Origin of the sequence: Amycolatopsis speibonae (assembly GCF_042647925.1) — a bacterium.
GTDB classification, from domain to species: Bacteria; Actinomycetota; Actinomycetes; order Mycobacteriales; family Pseudonocardiaceae; genus Amycolatopsis; species Amycolatopsis speibonae.
Genome location: NZ_JBHRWK010000024.1, coordinates 142065 through 161877, shown reverse-complemented (window position 1 = coordinate 161877; position 19813 = coordinate 142065). Strand labels below are relative to the sequence as shown.

The following is a 19813-nucleotide window of genomic DNA, read 5'->3' as shown; positions in this document are numbered from 1 at the left end:
TGACTATAAAGCCGGAGCGAGCCGCTGGGCCAGCTTTTGGATGTCCTCGCGCAATTGCTCTGGTGTTTGGTCCAGTTCGAGAGCATGCTGGTGGATGGTGATGCCCGCATGCTTGACACGATGAAGCCCGTGTGCCGCGTGGCCCTTGGCGTAGATGAGGTGGCCTTCCTGCAAGTTCAGCGCCGTGCAGTAGGCCAGCATCTGGTAGAGATCGGCGTCCGGGAACCCCTTGGGCTTTTCGGCTTTGTATTTCGCGTCGGCGACGGCCAGCGGTCTGTCGTCATCGGCGTACCTGACGAAGTCGGGGATCATCCGGATCGCGCTGTCCTCGTCGAGGTGGTGAGTGGCCTGCAGGACACAGTAACCAGTGCTTTTGGCAAGTGCTTCGCGCAAAGCGATCGTGACGAAATCCTCGAAGACCCGTGGCATGTCGAACATGAACCCGCTCACTGTCACATCGCCGGGGCGATTCTCGACAGAGTCACCTTGCGAAACCAGGTCAGCGAGACGTAGCGCTGGGTGGTATCGAGCGTTGAGGCGGCTAGGCCGCCACGACGGAAAAGGATGGCCGGTGCCGACTGGAGTGACGCCGGCCAACCGGACACGCAGCCCGAGAAGCTGCCTGCGTACGTTGTCCGGAACGCCGTCCGGCAACCGGAGAAGGACTTCACTGGCGGCCCGCAGTATGCGATTCTCGGCAATATCGGAGGTGAACTCATCACGCGTTGTCTCCAGCGGGATGAGCCGGTCGTAATGCTTGCGGCTCTGGTCGGTCGTCCGGATGCGGCCTCGCGCGACGAGGGCGGTCTCTTCGACTTCCCGGTATCCACTGAGGAGGCCTTGGCGTAGCGCCCTCTCCGCTTGCAGTGCGAAAAGGCGTGCCATCACCGGCAATAGCTCACGGTCTTCGTCCACCTGCACGTCCTCGACCCGCCAGCCTTTCGGGCTCTGGCTGTAACCCAGCAGGAAGAGGAGCCGTGCGATCGGGATCTTGGGTTGTATACGAAGGGCAACCGCGTCGTGGCCGGGCACATGCAGTGTCGCGGCGCCGACCGTGCCTCTGGCGCGGATGCGCCAATGACCGGTGTTTTCCATGTCCGGTCTCGCGTCGACGATGCGGGAGGCGGCGATTGCTCGTCCCATCGCGTCGTCCAGCGGCACCGATAGCGGTGCGCCGTGTTCGGTGAGGTTGAGGACCGTCACGACGATCCGGGCTGGGTGCTTGCCGAGGACGCGATGGCTGCACGCAGTGAACGCAGCCCGTAGCGTTGCTCGACGCCTACCCCTTCCCCGTAGTGATGCTCTTCCAGCAATGGGAGGATTTTGGTGCGCCAGGTGCGTTCGAGCCCGCCGTCGCGGTAGACCCCGTTCTTCATCAGATAGGCAGGACCCACTTGGAAATCGGGGTCGGTAATCCGTGTGTTCAACGCGTCGAGGAGGTCGGCGGGTTCGCTGCCTCGGCCTTCCTTGGAGAGCCAGCGGCGCAACAATCCAGTGGTCGGCTCGGTCCGGGGTGAGAGTTCGACGAAAGAGAACCGGCGGCGCATCGCGGTGTCGACGAGCGCGATCGAACGATCGGCCGTGTTCATGGTGCCGATCACGAACAGGTTCGACGGGAGCGCGAAGTCTTTGCCCGAGTAGGTGAGCCGCACTGACTTGTTGCGGTACTCCAGGAGAAAGTAGAGCTCGCCGAACACCTTCGCGAGGTTCGCCCGGTTGATCTCGTCGATCACGAGGAAATGCGGGATGTGCCGGTTTCCTTCCCTGGAAGCGAGGTCGGCGATCTCCCGGAGCGGGCCGTCAGTGATCCGGAAGGCGACCTCGTGGGTCTTCGGATCCTCTTGCGGCCGGAACCCCTCGAAGAAGTCCTCGTAGGAGTAGGCGGGATGGAACTGCACCAGCTTGACCCGTTCCGGGCCGCCGCCAAGGAATTCGGCGAGCTTGAGCGCCAGGTAGGTCTTGCCGGTTCCGGGTGGTCCGTAGAGCACTAGCTGACGATCGTCCCACAGCAGGTTTCGCAGCTCTCGTAACCACTCGATGTCGTGTACGAGCACGTCTTTGACAAGGTCATCAGTCGGCTCGGGAAGTTCCAATTCTTGGCGAGCCACCAGCGCGGCGATTTGCACGCTCGAGTCGGCAGTCGGATCCGAGGCTTCTTCGGCCAGCTCCTCAGTGCTACGACCGAGTCCGGCTACCAACGCCGCGACCGCGGTGAGGTCACTGACGTCCTGCTGGACGGACAGCTTCTGTTGCAGTTCTTCCGGCAGTTCGTGGTAGGGATGTCCGGTGCTGCTCCATTCCGCCGGCCGTCGCAGATTCGATCGGCTGCCCTCCGAGACGATCTGCTCAGCTTCACCCGTGATTTCTCCGACGTACAGCATTCCGTCGGAGATCGTGCAGATCGTGTCACCTGGCTTCATTTTTGACAGGAAGACGTGAAGCTCGTCGACCAGCCGAAGCCGTTGGTTGTAGGTGAGGGTGGACTCGTAGTCCTCTTCGACGATTGTCCGCAGGTCGTCCTTCGTGATGTCGTCCTCACCGATATCGCGCAGCTGGCTGGCCGCGACGCTTACCCGCCCTTCCGGTAGCCAGAGCCGCTGGACTAGGTCGAGCCCGGTGACGTTGGAGCCTCGCACCAACCAAGTCCGAGCAGGCCCTGACCCTGACACCTCGAGGAAGTCGGAGAGTGGGTGATCGTCAGCGGTCTTCCACTCGCGCCAGCCGTTGGAGCTGCGGCCGAGCACGATCACCGCGGCGGCTGAGGGGGAGTTGCAGACGATATCTTCGGTGGTTTCGAGGTGCTCCGGCCAGGTTGCGGACTTAGAGATCAGGCCATCGGCGATCATGCGCTCACGAAGCCCGTGAGCGGCTGGCATTTGCTCCGGGAACGACGGCACGACGCCCGATCGAACCGGCGATCCGGCTCGGATCAGGAACCTCCGGCTGCCGTTCGGTCCCTTCTCGTCAAGGAGGCGCCCATGCGCGACGGGGCCACCGTAAGGCAGGCGGAGCTGGAATTCGGGATAGCTGTCGGGCATCAGGCCCCCTCCTTGGCACTGCTGACGGCTTCAGGGTGGCGGGGACCGTGACCGGGCGGCGGGGTGAGGGTGGACGTGTAGTTCTCGCCGTCGACGAGCGGGTTGGTAAGGCTGACTCCGGCCTCTGCCATCCGGTCGTACTCGGCAAGGATGAGGTCCTTGGTGCGATAGGTGCCGTACTTGGCCTCGTCCTTGCGCTTGACGATCGGGAAGGTATCGAGGATGTAGTCGGCATCGTCGCGGGAGATTCCGTAGAGGTGGAAGAAGAGCGCGTCAAGCTCAGCCCGGATGATGGCGCGGCGGTTCTCGTCCCAGACAAAAGGTGCGCCGGAGTCACCGAGATCGCGCGCAAAGGATGCCAAATCATATGCGGTGTAGGTCATTTCTAAAACGCGCGTCTTTATTGCTCTAGTGTGCAATCTCATTGCTTCAGGCGTGGGAACATTTAACTGTTTCCAAATAAAGAATGCCATGCTAGTTCCGCCTATTTTTTGGCGGCTTATGAAGTCGAATACGAGAGAACTCTGGATGGCAATAAGACTTGCGGACAGGTCGGCAGATACCTGGGGTGTCATTAGGAGGAACTTGTGTCCGACTGCGGCACGTGGGAGGATGGCAACGATGGCGGTGCGTTCGTCTGTCGCGCGGCAAACATCGCGCCAGCCGAGAAGCCAGTCCCGATCCCATTTCTTGCCTGCGAGGCGGGTGGCTACGCCGGCATCCATGATCTCTTGGCCGTTTTTGTCAAGCTTGCCTGTGGGGATGTTTGCGTCGGACGCCCAGTAGCGTGGCATGACTATGGAACTGGCGACTTGTTTTTCGGACAACGTGACGTCGCGGGTGGAACCGTCTTCTATGTAGGTTGCCCACCTGTGATTGTAATAATGGAGCATCTTTGCCTCGTACAGTGGCAGCATCCGCGACGCGTCCTTGGTGAAGATGTTTCCTACTAGGGTCCATCCGTCGCGTTCAAGGTCTTGGCGAGAATGCAAGAAGCGCGCGTCATGAGCCATGTCGAACATTCGTAGGAACGATATGTTCCAAGGGTTGCTGCCGCCCTTGCCCTTGTCGTCTGGTTCTTTGATGAGGACAGGAATTCGGCTATGGATGTCGAGAGTTATCTCGGCGTCGCGCCGGGAGCGAAAGATTGGAGTGTTGCCCGAGTTGGGATTAAGGCGTGTGATCTCATCCGGAGTCAGCGTAAATGCTTTGTTGGCGTCGTCCAGTTCGGCTGGGGCCTGGAGGAAGAACGCGAAGGTGGCGGCTGATTCTCGTAGGGCGCTGCCGGTGAGGGACAAGATGCTGAATTTAAAGGAGCGATGTACGCCTGGGAAGATCGGTGCAGCGTTCTCGAAGTCGTACAGCGCCGCAAGGGAGCCCTGCTGTACGAGATCCTTGAAGAAGTACTGCGTCCTGGCGTCAGTGGCGATTCCGGTCGGGACGATGACACCCGTACGGCCATGCGCTCCCGTCAAGATTCGGGCGGTTTCGGAGAACACCGCGTAAGTGTTCAGGTTTCCTTGCCCGGTCAGGGGAACCCGGCCGGATCGGCGCAGGAAGTGGCTTTCCGCATAGACGGCGCGTTTGGCCGCCGAGTACTCGTCGAACAGCTGGCGCTTGTCGGGGTCGTCCTGGAGAGCGGCGATCAGCTTCTTGCGGGTGTCAGCCTTGCCAACAGCCGCGATCTCGGGGGAGCGCCGAGCGAAGAACTCCTGTTCCTTGAGCTCCACGCTGTCCCACGGGGGATTGCCCAGGACGCAGTCGAAGCCGCCCGACCAGCCGGTCGCAGTGGCGGCTCCACCCCCGTCCGCAGGGACGACGAAGATCTCGGGAAACTCCAGGTACCAATGAAAGAACTGATACTGCCGGCGGAGCCGGACGATCTCATCATGAGTCGCTGGTGAAGCACCCGATGATTCTGGATCCTCCAGCGACCTGAAGACTTCGTATGTTACCGCTCTGGGGGCACTCGGCGTCTTGAGCCACATGAAGGCCGCACACCAGGCGTCAGCGAGATGCACTGCGTTGAGATACTCGGCGGACTTAGCCCACGATGAATAAGCTGCCGCCTGCTCCCGCACCTGGCGGAGCTTGTCGGCTGGTGCGCGCGTGATCCGTTGCACACCGGCGGCGAACGCGATGTTCGTGACCTTTACCGGCTCCTTTTCGATATCGAACAGGCTGAACTGACCAACGCGTTCTTTGACGTTGATGTTCTCGAGGGTTTTGGCGAACTTCTTGTCGTCACCCTCGGTCGCGATGAACGCCTTGTCCGGGATTCCGCCGCGCAGGAGGGCTGGGGTCGCGCCGAGCAGTGCGTTGCCCTGCTTGATGTGCGCGTCGAGGAAGCTCAACGGCTTCCCCGGCTCCAATGCCTCCAGCCAAAGTGAGACCTTGGCGAGCTCGACGGCCATCGGGTTGAGGTCGACGCCGTACACACAACGAGCGATGACCTCGTGCAGAGCATGACGGACGGCATCCAGCGTGGGCTCGGGGTTGCGTTCTCGTACCGCCGCCACTCGCTTTGCGATCCGCCGTGCCGCGGCGACGAGGAAGTGACCGGAGCCACACGCCGGATCGCAGATCGTCAAAGATAGCAAGGTGTCCACAATGGATTCGGCAGCGTCCGGCAGGCCCGCTGCCGCAGCGGCCTGTTCGCCGCGCTTGACCGCGTCATCGATGACCGGGTCCAGAGTTGAGTCCAGCAGGCACTCGATCAGTGAGGACGGCGTGTAATAGGACCCGGTCGTCTTCCGGGTGTTGCCCGCCAGTTCGATCAGCTCGAAGGCTCGATCCACCGCGCTGTGTTTCGGGACGAGTTCCAGCAGGGACTCGTAGATGGAACCGAGCTCTTCGGCGTCCAGGTGCCGGTAGTCGACCGTGCGCCAGCGGCCTGAGCCCACATCCCGGATCTGGCTGAGGTGCCGGACCGCTGCCAGCAGATAGTCATTGGACAGCGACAGGTCGCGCAGCGGCGCGTCGACATCTGCGGCGTCGAAGATGCCTCCGAGTCCGGGCAAGCCCAGCTCGGGACGTCCGGCCTCGTCGCCGAGCGCGTCCAGGACGATCCGGAGGGCTCGGTAGAGATCGTCGTGCGCAGTGCCGCGGCGTCGCCGCGAGTGGGCTCGCAACTTCGCCGTCGAGAAGTACGTCAAGTACCGCTTCCTGGCTTGTTGACTCACGTCATGCGTGTGGAGGGCTTCCCTGTCCTCGGCGACGAAGACGAACAGCAGGCGGTAAACAAGCCGCAGCAAAGCGTTGTGTAGCGCGGTGGCATCCACATTTTCCCGCAGGCGGGTGTTGGCCGGGTGACGGAGGAACCCGGTGCCCAGGGTGGTGATCGCTTGCTGGACGCCGTCGCGAAGCTGGTCCAGCGCACGAGTGCCGGACGCGATCGCCGCGATCCGCCACTTTTCAAGCCAGCAAGTCGACGGCGCGGCGCCGTCGGCGACCCCGAAGCGGGTGACATGCAGGAGCCGGTACAGCAGGACGAACTCGCTGAACAGCTCGCCGTCGAAGATCGCCTCCAGATCGAACTCGACATAGGAGGCGGTCGCCAGCGCGCTGGAGTCCCGCAGCAGCCGCAACCGGCGGCCGTTGGTGACCACACCCCACAGGTGTTCTTCGTTGCGGTTCAGGCATTCCTGGACCAGCGATTGCGGTGGGACAGTGCCAATCCCAGCCGGTCGCTTGTCCAAAGAGGAGTTCCACGCGGTCAGGTGCACGGGGACGTGGGTCCAGCGGTGGCTGATCGCGAACGTCTTGCTTCCGTCGTCAGACGTGATACCCGAGGTCCCGAGTGCGCTCAGCTCGCCGAAGCCAAGCTCGTCGAAGAGCGGCAAGAGCCACTGGGTGGTCGCGAGCCCGGTAGGGTCGGCCGGAGCGTCGGCTTCGGGAGCGACCGGAAGTCGATCGCGCAGTTCACTCCAGATGGACTTGAGGTAGTCCCAATGGCGCTCCGCGTCGTCGCGCACCGAGCGGGAGCCGACGACGCGATAGTCGGCCGGCAGACAGCCTTTGACGTCCTTGCCTTCGGAGATGCGCACCAGCATGTCGGCGGGCAGCAGGCCGCCGATGGTGTGGACGGCCGAGAAGACCTGGTTACGAGCGATAGCGGACATCAGGCAGCTCCTCCCGAAACCGGCAGGTAGACGTAGGCGCCGAGGATGTCGGCGGGTTTCTGCGCGACCACATTCACCCCTCGGACGATTTCTCCGGCGGCTGTGCGGACCCGCCGATGGGAGGTCAGCAGCTCGGTCGCGAGTTCATTCCCGAACGCCTCGAGGTGCGGCTTCGCAGTGGGTAGCCCGCCCAGCACGCGCTGCATGGTTCGGACACCAAAGCTTCGGTCTGTGTTCTCGTCGGCGGTCAGATCCAGCAGATTCAGGGCTTCTTCGGCGGACAACCAGGTCGCTGTGGCCGGGGCTCCCTCGAACGCGAGCAGACGCGCGTCCTCGGCGATCAGCTGCCGTTCACCCGCCCGGGACGGCAACGTGAGGTGGAAGCGGTAGCGGACCAGTAGCAATGTCGTACGGGTCTCGACGCTCTTCGTGCGGATGACCCCACAGCGACGGGCTGGGCGGGAGCCGTCGGACAAGTCGTCCAGCGCGGCGTTGAGTACGTAACCGGCGAGCGCGCCGACCACTGGATCGGTGCGGACCAGCGCTGCCTCGCCACGGGCGACCGCAGCCGTCGCACGGAACGGTACTGGCTTGCCCCGCTCGAGAGCGTCGCCACCGATCACTGATGCCAGCGCGTCGCGAAGTCCGATGGGCGTGCCGCTCAGGTCCGCGGTGAACCCGGTGTCGTCGTTACGCAGCACAGCTTCGAGGGCGGTCAGCGTCTGCCGGACGAAACCGTGGATCTCGCCCGCGCGGCCCAGTGTGTCCCGGATAGCGGTGACCTCGCGGGCGACCTCTTCGGGACGGATCGTGCGCTGGGCGAATCGGGACCGTGACGTCTTTTCCCGTTCCGCGGCCGACTTCCAGTCCAGTTCGAGGGTCAGGGCCTTCTCATCGACCGTTTCCACCTCGAACAGGCTCGCCTGTTCTGGTCGCTGGCTGCGCATCAGTAGCCACTCGACGATCGCGTCGGTCACTCCCGACGACGCCGCGTCGGGTACAGAGACGGAGATACCGAGATCCTTCCGAATCTGGCGATGCTTCTTGATGAGCACTTCAAGGACCTTGCCGTCGATGCCGTTGTCACTGCCGTACAGCGTGATGATTTTGACGGTGTCCGTCTTCTGGCCGAACCGGTCTACTCGGCCTTCGCGCTGATCGTGCCGGGTGGGGTTCCACGCCAGGTCGTAGTGGACCACAGCGTCGAAGTGGTGTTGAAGGTTCACACCCTCTGACAGGCAGTCGGTGGCGATCAGCACTCGGCGGGCCGCGGCGTCTTCGCCTGCTTCCTCGGCGAGTTCCTCGATCCGCTGCAGGCGTTGTTGCGGGGAGAGCGTTCCGGTCACCGCGCGCACGACGGTCTTTCGGCCCAGCTTGCCATCCAGCTTCTCGGCCACGTATTCGGCGGTGGGGATGTAGCGGCAGAAGACGATCGGATGATACCCGTCGGCGAGTAATGCCTTGAGCTGCTTGACCAGTGTCGCCAGCTTCCGATCCGCATCCGTTCCCTCCAGCTGGGCTGCCCTTTCTGCCAGCTCGGCCAGGCGTGCGCCGGCCTCTTCGGTCTCGGCACCAGGAGCGACGTCGAGTCCTTCCAGCGCGTCGCTGTCAGACGCATCGCGGGTCAGCGGTGCGCCGAGCCGATCCGCTTCCTCGGCGGTAGCGGCTGTTGCCGCCGCGGACCGGGTCTGCAGGGTCTGCGCGGCGGCCCGCGGTGAGGAAACCAGCGAACGCAGCAACGCGATCGCCGACCACCACGCGATGCGCGCCTCGCGCTTGCCCTGGTCCCCGGCGGCCGTCACCCGCTCGCCCGCATAGGCGATGGCGTCCTCGAGCAGAGCACGGTACGCGGGGGTCAGCTGGTAAGTCTCGTCCTTGAAGAACCGATCCGAGGGAAACGAGGTGTCTTCGCGGAGGCTGTCGTCGGCCAACCCGTCGCGCACGGTGAGGAATTGACGTACGTCGGCGCGTTTTCTCTGCACGAAATGTGCGGCGAGCAGGCGGCGGCCGGAATCGGAATCGAGCTCGACCGTGGCGAGTTCGGGCTTGACCAGGCCGAGCAGCGCGCGGAAGGCGCTTTCTTTGCCGCTGTGTGGGGTAGCGGTCACCAGGAGAAGATGCCGATCGGCATCGGCGGCGACGCGCTGAAGCAATTCGTAGCGAAGCTGGCTTTGCGCCGAGCCACCGTCGTCCGCGGTGACACAGCTGTGGGCCTCGTCCACGATCACCAGGTCGGGGCAGTGCCGCACGAAGTCGTCGCGGTGCCGGGTGGACTTGATGAAGTCGGTGGAGACGACCACGTGCGGGTGCTTGTCGAAAAGAGACTGCCCCAGGTCCAAACCGCGTTCCAGTTTTGAGACCGTGGAGGCCAGTACGAGCTCCGCGTCGATGCCGAACTTGGTTCGCAGCTCTTCCTGCCACTGCTCGGCCAGCGCGGGCGAGCACAGGATCGCCAACCGTTGCGCACTTCCCTGAGCGAGCAGTTCGCTCGCGATGAGGCCGGCTTCGATGGTCTTGCCGATGCCGACGTCATCGGAGATCAGCATGCGCACCACTCGTTGGCGTAGAGCCATCATGAGTGGGACGAGCTGATAGGCCCGGGGCTCAACGGCGATTCCGGCGAGGGAGCGGAACGGCCCAGCGCCGGACTGGAAGCCGATTCGAAGTGCCGAACGAAGCAGGCCGGCGGCAAGGGCATCGCCGAGGTCGTCCGCGGACGGCTGCTGGAACTCGGCGCTACGCACTTCCTCGAACGCCGGGAAGACCGCGGCGACATCGTCGTCAGCGCCGCCGAGGGGACGCAGGACGAGCATGTCGCTGGCACTTTCCGGCAGTACGACCCAGTCGCGCCCGCGCGCGGAGACCAGCGAACCAGCGGTGTATGTCTTCATCGGTGTCATGATCTCTTTCGTTGTCAGACGCCCACACCGAGCCCGAAATAGCGCTGGTACTCCTCGGTGATGGCCGCCCAGTCGCCGTCGTGCGGGAACCGCACCACTTCCCAGCCTCTGTCCAGCAAGCGGTCTTCCGCTTCCGCGTCGCGTTGGGTGATCATCGGGTAGGAATGCACTGGGCCGTCGACGAAAATCGCGACCTGGACGCCGGGCAGGAGGTAGGTGAAATCGGGCCGGGCGAGCGCTTCGGGGATGAAAGGCTGAGCGTGGTCAGGAAGCCGAAGCCCCTTCGCGCTGAGCCAGGCGATGAGCCTTTCCTCCAGCTTGGTGTCCGACTGAGTCGTCAGCCTTGCCAGCTGTTCCGAGCGGGATTCACCTCGACCCGAGGTGAGGGCGGTCGCGGTCGCGAGCCGTCGCAGGAGATCGCGAACAGAATGGCGGTCGATCGCGCCGTGGTTTGTCTGATTGCCATAGGTGAGCAGGCACTCGTAACAGCCACGCGCACAGGGCCGGTCGGGATGCGGCCCTCCGCGGTCGGTCCCGTCGGGCTCGAAGTGACAGATCTCCAGCGCGGTGGCCGCGGCACGCCGCAGAGCGTCCGGCTCCGCTTGAATGAGCCGAAGCACACCGGCGCCGCCTTCAGCGGCTTCCGTGAAGAGCATCCGATCGCGAGGCCCGTCATCGGGCGGGAGAAGCTCGCCGGTCAGCTCGGCGTCTTCCAGCTCGAATTCCGCTTCTATCCCACGTTCCAACGCGTACATCAAGGACAGCGCCACAGGCTCCGGCAACGGCTCGGACAGCTTCACCACCAGGATGTTCCGCCGGTCCTCGACATAGGGGAGCACTCGTTTCTTACGCCGTCCCTCGTTGCCGTCGGCGTCGATGACCGGCATTTCGCTGGAATCTCCGGACGCCTCGCCGGCATCGCGCTCGTTCATCCAGCGACCGTCGGCAGGGTCGAGCCAGAAGCCGTCCGGCTCGTCCTCCTTGGCGCGGATCCGTCCGACGTTGGTGATCCGCACGGTCGCGGAATCGCCGTAGGTCACCGTCGCGATGACACCGTCGTCATCGGACACCGAGGCATCCCGGCGGCCGGGGCGAGCGCCGTGATCGTGGAACCGGTAGGAAGTCACCAGCCGGAACCCAGCCCGTCGGCGTTCCTCCTCGTCCGATGAGATGCGTTCCCGGCGTTTGGTGTAGACGGTGTGCAGCTGGAGTAGGCCCGTCGTCCGCTCCCGCAACGGTTCTTCGCACAGCTCGCAGTTGTCGGCGTTTGCCTGTAGATCGTGGTGATACCCGCAGGCAGTACAGCGCATGGCGCTGGTGGTGACCACATCACCGCTGGCGTCCGGGGGCAACTGGATCCGTGTGACCTGGTATCGGGCACCTTCGTGGTAGATGAGCGCGCCAGGGCCGAATTCACGGATCGCCAGAAAGCGAGGTCGCTGGAGATAGTCGCCGTCGCCGAACCGCCTGGCGGATGTGGGGATGTATGCGGCAAGCGGCAGCCTCGGGAAGGAATAACCAGGCAGGAAGCCTTCACTGGCGAGGTAGCGGTAAGGGTTGAAGTCCGAGAGCACCGACTTGCTGTCGACGCTCTCGTTCTTGAGGAGATTGAGCTGGGTCTCCGCTTCCCGTCGCCGCCCGACAGCGATTTTGCGGTCGCGCTCGGAAAGGGTATGGTCCAGCACCCTGCGATTCTGCTCGGCCTGATCCACCAACGCGGCTTTGAAAAGCTTCCGCCAGCGGCCGAATCCTTCGTCGAACTGCTTTCCGGCAGCACGGGCCGCATCTTCGAGCCATTGGTCATGCCACCAAGTGGTGTCTTCGAACTCGGTTACCAAGCCGCCGAAAACCTGGCGAGCTGCCACGACAGCACGTCGCTGTGCGTCGGTGTCGCGCAAGGCCGCGTCGACACGATCGTGGACTGGCAGTGCCGGATCGGGCTGACGGGCGTCTTCGTCGTAACTGATGTCGATGATTTCAGGAATGGCGCGACCAAGCTTGAGGTCGGCCTCGGCCAGCCAGATGGCTTGGACGTGGGACCGCACCAGATCCTCGTTGGTGAGGTCGAGCCGCGGTCGCGTGATGATCCCGGCGACCATCCGGTCCGAACGTCGGAAGTAGTACTGGTCATGGCTGTTGCCGGTGGCGCAGTAGGTGGTGACGAGCGCGGGCTGCCCGGACCGGCCTGCGCGCCCACTGCGCTGCGCGTAGTTTGCCGGTGTCGGCGGCACATTGCGCATCAAGACCGCGTTGAGCTCGGAGATGTCGACGCCGAGTTCCATCGTTGGCGAGCAATAGAGCAGTTTGAGCTCTCCCTTGCGGAAGGCGTCTTCCCGGCGTTCGCGCTCCTCGGGGGTGACCTGCGCGGTGTGCTCCTTGGCGGCCAGCCCGCCCAGCGCCCCCGCCGCGTTCCGGTACAGATCGCGGAAGAAGGAGTTGACTCGGGGTCCGTCGCCACTGGCGTAGGTGCGGGTCAACGGATCGTGGGTACCGGTCTCGCCAGTTCCTGCCTTCCACATGAGTGTTCTCGCCGAAACCCGATATCCGGTAACGGTTGACGCCGATCGTCGCCGGAAGTGGCCTGAGCGTTGGGGAGCCATATCGATTCGCTCGACGAGCCCGGCCGTGGTGAGCACCTTCAGCAGGTCCTGGATCAGAACCTGGGTGTCGTCGATGGACAGATCCCTGAAATGCACTCGACGCAGGTATTTGCCGAACTTGGTGCGGCCGGATAGGAACAGGCTGGACCTCTCCATTCCCGGTCGGGAGCTCTGTGCATATGCGGTGCCAACCTGTGGACGATCGTTTACCGACAGCACCCATGGGTCGATGAGACGTTCCTCGCTCGCGCGCTGAAGCGTGTCGAAGTCGTCCCGGAAGTGTTGTACGTCGATGGCGAGATGCCGACGCATGGCGTCCAGCAACGCGTGCATGATTTCTTTGCGTCGCCCGGGATCGGCGTCGCGGATGCTTGGCTGAGTGCTAGCCCACCGATCCTCCTGCTCGGCGAGCCATGCGAGGTCCTCGTAGTGGATCTGGAGCAGGCCGGTCTGCTCCAGATTGGGCATGGTGATGCGCCAGCCGCGTTGCAGATCAAGGTAAAGCCGGAAGGCGATGACATCTTGCAGGGTCTTGCGAGCATTGCGGACCAGCGCGGGGGCCAGATCCGCGCGTCCCGCGAAGTCAGCCAGTTCCAGACCCAGTGAGCCCGCGACTCGCGACGCGAGCTCTTCGTGCCGGATTCCCTCCTCGCCCGCCTCCAACACCGCCCGGTACAGCGCGCCGCGAAGTTGGGTGATCTGCACAAAGTCGTTGAAATGTCCGGCCTGGAGGGAAGCGTCCTGCCGGTTGTCGACGAAGGTGAGGAGCTTGCGAGCCTTCTTGTCGAGCGCCGCCGCAGGAGCGTTCTTGAGCGAACGCACGATCGACGTGGAGATGAGGGAGGTCGCCGACGAGCGCCCTTCCTGGTCGAGGGTTGCCAGCTTGGCGAAGTCCCTGCCCCGGACCTGTTCATAGCTGATATTGCAATGCAGGCAGAATAAGAAGGGCGCAGGAATGAACGCGGCGGTCAGCTCGCCCAGCCCCTCGTTCCCGTATGCGTCAACGGTAATGGCGCTGGGGAGCCGTTTCCGATAGGAGTCTCGCACGCTCTCGTGACCGTGATCGTCCACTTCGAGCCATGACTCGGGCAGCCGACGGTCGGCCATGGCCTCTTCGGTCGTTCCCGGCCAAGGGCGATCGGGATCGATGAACAGGTAGCCGTCCCCGGCCCGGCCGCCGGTTGCGGTCGTGTCTCGCCGTGGCTCGTAGACGACCTGACCATCTTGCCGTACCTTCCGCCAAACGGTCGGGTATTCTTGGCCACACTCGCGACAGAACGCGAGTGGCAGCAGGATCTTGCCATCAGTCCCTGGTGCGACTCGCTGGTAGTCGCGAGTCAGCCGACGGTTCGCCTTGTCTTCCAGGGTGACATAGACCGTGTCCCCTTTGGACAGGAACTGGTGGAGCCGGAAGGCGAAAAGCGGGCGGTCGGTGACCGGATGCCTGGCCTCTGAACCGGCCTTGAGTGTCTGCCGGATCGCAGCCCCGCAGATGTCCTCGTCCAGACCGGAGACTTCGGCGAGTTCGACCGCAGCCTCTTCGATCTTGGCAGGACGTTGCCGAATCAGACGGTGTGAAGAGTCGGTGTCGAGGCCGAAGCGGGTCTCAATCCAGCGGGCCAGCGGATCGGCGACCAGATCGGCGTACATGCGCGGGGCAGCGGGTGCTTGGAGTCGCCCGGCAGGCACCTCCCCGGGGGTTTCGCCGGTTGCGCGCACCAGTGTCTCGCCAATGACGTTGTCGGGGCTCACCGAAACGCCGAAGAGGGACGAGGCCACATTGGCGACAACGTTTCGCTGGTCCTCGAAGCTGCCGTCACTGGACATTGTCGCGGAGGTACCCACACATTGCAGTCGCTCTGCCTGGCAGGCTTCGCGAACTCGACGGATGAGCAGAGCTACATCCGCACCCTGCCGGCCGCGATAGGTGTGCAATTCGTCGAAGACGAGAAACTCCAGCCCCTGCGCCATCTTGATCAGTGAACGCCGGTCATCGGGCCGGGTGAGCATGAGCTCGAGCATCACGTAGTTGGTGAGCAGGATATCCGGCGGATTGTCGCGGATCTCCTTGCGGCGTTCGTCGCTTTCTTGGCCGGTGTAGCGGGCGTAAGTTACCGGCTCGCGGCCCTTGCCGTAGCCGTCGAGTAGGTATTTGTCCAGTTCTTTGAGCTGGCTGTTGGCCAAGGCGTTCATCGGATAGACGATGATCGCGCGAACTCGTTTGCGTGCTTGCGGACCGTCCATCTCGCGGTCCTTCAGTACCTTGTCGACGATCGGCACGATATAGGACAGGGATTTGCCGGAGCCGGTTCCCGTTGTGAGGACATAGGATTCGCCGGAGTGGGCGATGTCGATCGCCTCGCGTTGGTGCCGATGGAGAGTGAGGGGGCGACCGTCACAGACCGTCGCTCCTTCGGTCTTGCCTGCCTGGAAGATGCGTGCGCACTCTTCGTGCAACACCCCTTCGGCCGTCAGTTCGAGAAGGGTGCCGCCCGACGCGAAGAACGGGTTCAGCGACAGCCAGGGATCGGGCCATTGTGACTTCGCATCCAGATCCTGCTCGACGAAGGCTTCGATCTCGTCGTCGCGGATAACCGTTCCGCCCTTGGTGAAGTCCCGGTAGTCCTCGATGAGTTTCCGGTGCACGCCGAAGACGTCCATGCCGACCGCGGTCGTCGAGGTCACAGGGCTGATCGCAGGGATGGCCGAGTTCGCCGCACGAGTATTGGTCAGGTGTGAGACTGGGTTGAAGGCTTCCCAAGCGGGGACGGTTTCGTCGCCGGTGACGAGTGGCAACAGGTCCTCCCGGACGGCGACCGCGTCGGCCGGCCGGTCAGCTGGAGCTTTAGCCAGGAGCCGCTCGACCAGGCGCGCTAGCTCCTCGGGGACGTCACCCCGGGCAAGCCTGACCGACGGTACTGGCTCGTTGATGTGCTTTTCGCCGAGCGCGTGCGCGGATTCGCTGTGAAACGGTGGTACACCGGTAAGGAGTTCGAAGAGCACACATCCGAGTGCGTACAGGTCGGCCGCCGGGCCAACAGCTGATTCCTGGAACTGCTCAGGGGCCATGTAGCGGGCTGTGCCGACCGTAACGCCGGTACTCGTCAACTTCCCGTTCTCGCCGTCGTCAGCGATGCGACCCATACCGAAGTCGAGCACCTTGACCAGCCCGCCCCGCAGCACCATCACGTTGGAAGGCTTGACATCGCGATGAACGATGTCCTTCGCGTGGGCCGCGGACAGGCCGTCCGCGATCTGCGCACCTAGTGCGGCGACCCAGGAAATCGGCAGCTGGGGATGCTCGGAGACAAGGTCGCGGAGCGGATGGCCGTCAAGAAACTCCATCGCCAGGTAGGGCGGACTGTGGTCCGCTTCTCCGGCGACGATGCGTGGGAGATTGGGGTGGTCGAGCTTGCGCATGATGCGTACTTCGCGATCGAACCGCTGGACCGCCTTGTCGTCAGCGGGGGAACCGACGGACATGCCGGACCGTGTGCGCAGGATGAGTTTCACGGCGACTACGCCGTCCCCGGCGGCCGCAAGATCCTCGGCTTTGTGAACCTCCCCCATGTTGCCCTTGCCGATCGGCTCCAGTAGCCGGAACCGACCCGCCAGGACCTGCGCATTCGTCAGCACTCTGTCGTCCTCCCCGCCCAATGCTCGATAGTTCTGCACGCTGTACGTCGGCGGAACCACTCTGCGTGTAACAGAGTACACGACCAGCGAGTCTGTCGACAGGGACTATCTGTTGGCGATGTAAACATGCTCGACCTGGTGGCCGGCCTCCGGGTTGAGGTAGGTCGCCTGCCGCCGTGGGCTGCTTGGGCTGCCGAGTCGCCTCCTCGCAAGGTGAGCTACTACGGGCGTAACCGTTGTCGATGGTCCGGCGATCAGAATGTGCACAGATGTTCGCTCCAATCGTCGTCCCGGTTGTCCGTTGCGCAGTCTTCTAGAGTTTTCGCCACCAGGCGGAGATGCGTTCGGAGAGGCTGGGCCGGCGTTGTGTAGGTGGCGGTGCCTGCGACGGCCGCTGTGGTGGTGCTGGAGGAGGAGTGGATGTACCCCGACGCAGAGGCGCAGGCGTCGGGTTGGGAATCGCGGGGGGTGGCGTCGTCCGCTTCAGCGGTGAGGGAGGGTTCTTGTGGCCGTTGTACTCCGGCGCGAAAAAGCTGTCTATTTGCTCATCGACTGACATCGCGCGGCGAGGCTGGACCGCGGGGGGGCTCTTGGGTGGGTGCCGGGGTGCGGCGGGGAGTGCTGTCCCTTCCGTTGTCGATGCCTTCAACGCTCGCAGCTGGTCGCTGGACAGAATTTGCAGGGAAGCGGCCCGATGCAGCTCGATTTGCGGGTTGGGCTTATCGCGATCCGGATTTTGGTACTTGGTCAAGAGTCCGGTTAATGAGACGTTAGCCTTCCAGATTTTCTGAAGGTTGGATCCAAACTTGGCGGTCAGCTCGCGGGTGACCTTTTCGAAGCCGACGATGATGAAGCCCGAGTTTTTGTAGTCGCCGATATTGATGAGTGTCATCATTTGGCCATATCGCGTTCTTAATGTCCTGGCGTAGGTGATCTTGCCAAACACTGTCGCTTCATCGCCTTGATGCGCAAACAGGGTCGCTGTGTCGAGTGCGTCGATACGCAGCGCTCTCCGTGCCTGTCGGGGAATTGTTCTTGCGGGACGCGTAACCGTCGATACGTGCCCTGAGAGAATCGCGGGAACGTCGCCGAGTGACGACGAGCAGGCCAAGCGCAGTCTTCGTGCTCGGTCCGCCAGTGGGCTCATCTGCTCGAGGAGTGCTAGTAGGCCAGATGAATCCGGTGAGGCGAAGTCATCCGAGGTGAACAAGATGTTCTCATCATTATTGAACTTTCCCCAGAGGGTTTTGTTCAGTTTGAGGGCGTCAAGAGCGAGATCGATGGCGAACGCGCTGAAGATATCCAGCGAACTGTCGTATTTCTCCACTCGCTCTGGATGCTGATAGTTTCGGTGGCCGGATTCGATCGTGCCGAGCGATCGAAGGTCCGGAAGGAACATGCCGTCGTAGTCGACCAGCCGGATGGTCCCAGCCGACTCGACAAGAATGTTGCCATGTTGCAGGTCGCCGTGGGAGATGCCTGCCTGTCCCATGTTCTCCGCCGCAGAGGCGATGGCACGCCGGACCTTCTCCAGTGCGCTCGCAGAGTAGAGATTGTCTTCGATCCAGTAGTTCAACCGGGTACCTGTCACCCACGGCATCCGTACGATGGGAAGCCGACGGCCGTTGACGAGAATTCCCTCGGCAACGTAATCGACGTCGATCAGGAATCGAAGATCAGGTCGGTGCCGGATGAAGCGCGAGATATGGGCGTAGCGTTCGTCAAGGCGATTTCCCGGCTTGTGGAAGCAACGTACTGCGTACTGGCGGCCGCCTGCGGTGATACTGTAGGTCAGGGCGAACCCGCCGGAGACCACCGAAGGCATGCGTTGTGAATTGATCTCGACTTTCCCGGCACGCAGAACCGGATCGAGGAGCGTGTGGTCCGGTGCCTGAATTGCGGTTTGGTAGTCGTCGAGAGTCGGCAGCTTCATGTCCGCACCACGCAGACGGTCGTGTCATCGTTGGCGAGCCCTTGGTGTCGTTGTTCAGTCACGAAGTCGCCAAACCACGCATCCACAATCGGCTCGCGGCAGAACAAGGGCAGGTGAACGTGGTTTTGAATCAGGTACCTCGCGATGGCGTCGGTAGCAAGTATGAAGACGTCGCCAGCCTGGTGCTGGCCGCCGCCGGACCAGACTTCCGTGGTCGGCGGTGTTTGGTCGATAGTGCGGACGAGCACGGGAAACCTCGAGAACTCCTCTGCTTTCGAGAGCGGAGCAGAAAGCAGAATTTCATCATCACGTAAATGTAGCAGGCACGAATCGCCGATTGCGACTACGCTGAACCTAAATTCGGATACCTGTAGCCCGGTGAACGTGGCCGCGCTCCCTTGGGCGAGTTTCGCTTGTGCGAACCAAGGAAGATCAGGCTTGATCACCTCTTGGCGCCACCGCTGCCGCAACTCACGTAACACGGCTTGGTCGAAAGGATCGAGAAGCTCGGTGGCGTAGGCCTCAGTAAGGACCCTGCTCCAGATCTCTGGCCGGGCGGCGGTCGAGGCGCCGTCGGATATAGCGAAGCGGCCAGCCGCCTTGTTGACAGTCACGCTGTCTTCGTTCTCGTCTTCGCTTCGGCCATACTTGGCTGCCGTGTGTATTGACACGGTCAGCTGCAGCCGATCACGGGCAGATGCGGTCACGTGCGTCAATTCCCGTCGGTGAGTTCCTTGAGGCCGCCGGGCGTAACCGCCCGAGTGCCGATGTCGAGGAACTCGATGACGCTCGCCGCATCGGCGTTGTACAGGAATCCGCGCGCACCAGGCTTGATCGCGTATTTCAAACTCGACGCGGCCTCGGCCATCGAAGGCGGGAGTGCACTCGACATGCCGAACAGCAACGACGCGTATTCGTCCGGCATCCCATCCGCCGTGTTGGGAAAGCGGATGTCCCCGTTCGCGGCCCCCGAAATATGCAGGTTGAACACCAGCGCCTGACCGTCCTTGGTCTCGATCTTGCGGATACGGTCGGTGACCGGGCTGGGATCACCGTCGGTGCTAACGCCGTCGGTGATGTTGATGAGTATCGGAGGGAAGCTGCTGGGGTTCTTGGCGCACCAATCGGCCAATGCCTTCTCCGCTGTCGTGAAGGCTTGGACCATCGCGGTCCGGCCATTGTGTACCGCGTCTACCCAGATTGCCATATGCACTTGTGCTTCGAACACGCCGCCTGCACCATCTGGCATCTTCTTTGTGATCCGATCGACGCGTTTCTTGGCGTCATTCACGAGGCTGATCGGAAGTAATGGGCTCGAAATGCTGGTACCGTCGAGTTCTGAGGTTACTTCGGACCCGTACCCGAGTACGCCGACGTGAAAGTAGTCAAGTATGCGATCGTCACCCTTGCTGCACAAGACCACAGCGGTGGATAGGATCTTGTTGACCGCGAGTGCGAGTGCTTGAGCTTTTGAGGTGTCCGTCCCCGACCAGGGGTCGGACATCGAGAAGGACTGATCGATGAGCAAGAGCAGGCAAGCGGGTTGCGCACGGTTGACTTCCGCCGAGTACATCCGAAGGTCCTT

Annotated in this window: 8 protein-coding genes; all 8 read right to left on the bottom strand. The window is 63.0% G+C overall.

All coding sequences use genetic code 11. The features are described from left to right. Positions 1 to 3: 3 nt before the first annotated feature. Positions 4 to 1203 carry an McrC family protein gene (locus ACFOSH_RS18270; protein ID WP_378240139.1) on the bottom strand — a complete coding sequence of 400 codons (1200 nt, stop codon included), beginning with the start codon at positions 1201 to 1203 and terminating at the stop codon, positions 4 to 6. After that, entirely contained in the window at positions 1200 to 3038 is a 1839-nt protein-coding gene (locus ACFOSH_RS18265; protein ID WP_378240138.1) for a DUF4357 domain-containing protein, read from the bottom strand. The genes ACFOSH_RS18270 and ACFOSH_RS18265 overlap by 4 nt, the downstream gene beginning before the upstream one ends. Further along, on the bottom strand, positions 3038 to 7159 hold the full coding sequence (locus ACFOSH_RS18260; protein ID WP_378240137.1) for an Eco57I restriction-modification methylase domain-containing protein: 4122 nt from the start codon (positions 7157 to 7159) through the stop codon (positions 3038 to 3040). Before ACFOSH_RS18260 ends, ACFOSH_RS18265 begins: the two co-directional genes overlap by 1 nt. After that, positions 7159 to 10050 (bottom strand): helicase-related protein, encoded by a 2892-nt coding sequence (locus tag ACFOSH_RS18255; RefSeq protein ID WP_378240136.1) that lies wholly within the window; start codon positions 10048 to 10050, stop codon positions 7159 to 7161. The genes ACFOSH_RS18260 and ACFOSH_RS18255 overlap by 1 nt, the downstream gene beginning before the upstream one ends. Positions 10051 to 10073: 23 nt before the next feature. Then, positions 10074 to 16295, bottom strand: coding sequence for a protein kinase domain-containing protein (locus ACFOSH_RS18250; protein WP_378240134.1), 6222 nt, complete (start codon positions 16293 to 16295; stop codon positions 10074 to 10076). A gap of 313 nt (positions 16296 to 16608) precedes the next feature. Beyond that, a complete protein-coding gene (locus ACFOSH_RS18245) occupies positions 16609 to 18228 on the bottom strand; it encodes a protein kinase domain-containing protein (protein WP_378240133.1) in 1620 nt (539 codons plus the stop codon). Beyond that, positions 18225 to 18935: a protein phosphatase 2C domain-containing protein gene (locus ACFOSH_RS18240; RefSeq protein WP_378240132.1), complete on the bottom strand. Its 711-nt coding sequence runs from the start codon at positions 18933 to 18935 to the stop codon at positions 18225 to 18227. The genes ACFOSH_RS18245 and ACFOSH_RS18240 overlap by 4 nt, the downstream gene beginning before the upstream one ends. A gap of 5 nt (positions 18936 to 18940) precedes the next feature. Next, the gene (locus ACFOSH_RS18235) at positions 18941 to 19801 is read right to left on the bottom strand and encodes a vWA domain-containing protein (protein ID WP_378240131.1); all 861 of its coding nucleotides are present in this window, start codon (positions 19799 to 19801) and stop codon (positions 18941 to 18943) included. Between the last annotated feature and the right edge of the window lie 12 nt (positions 19802 to 19813).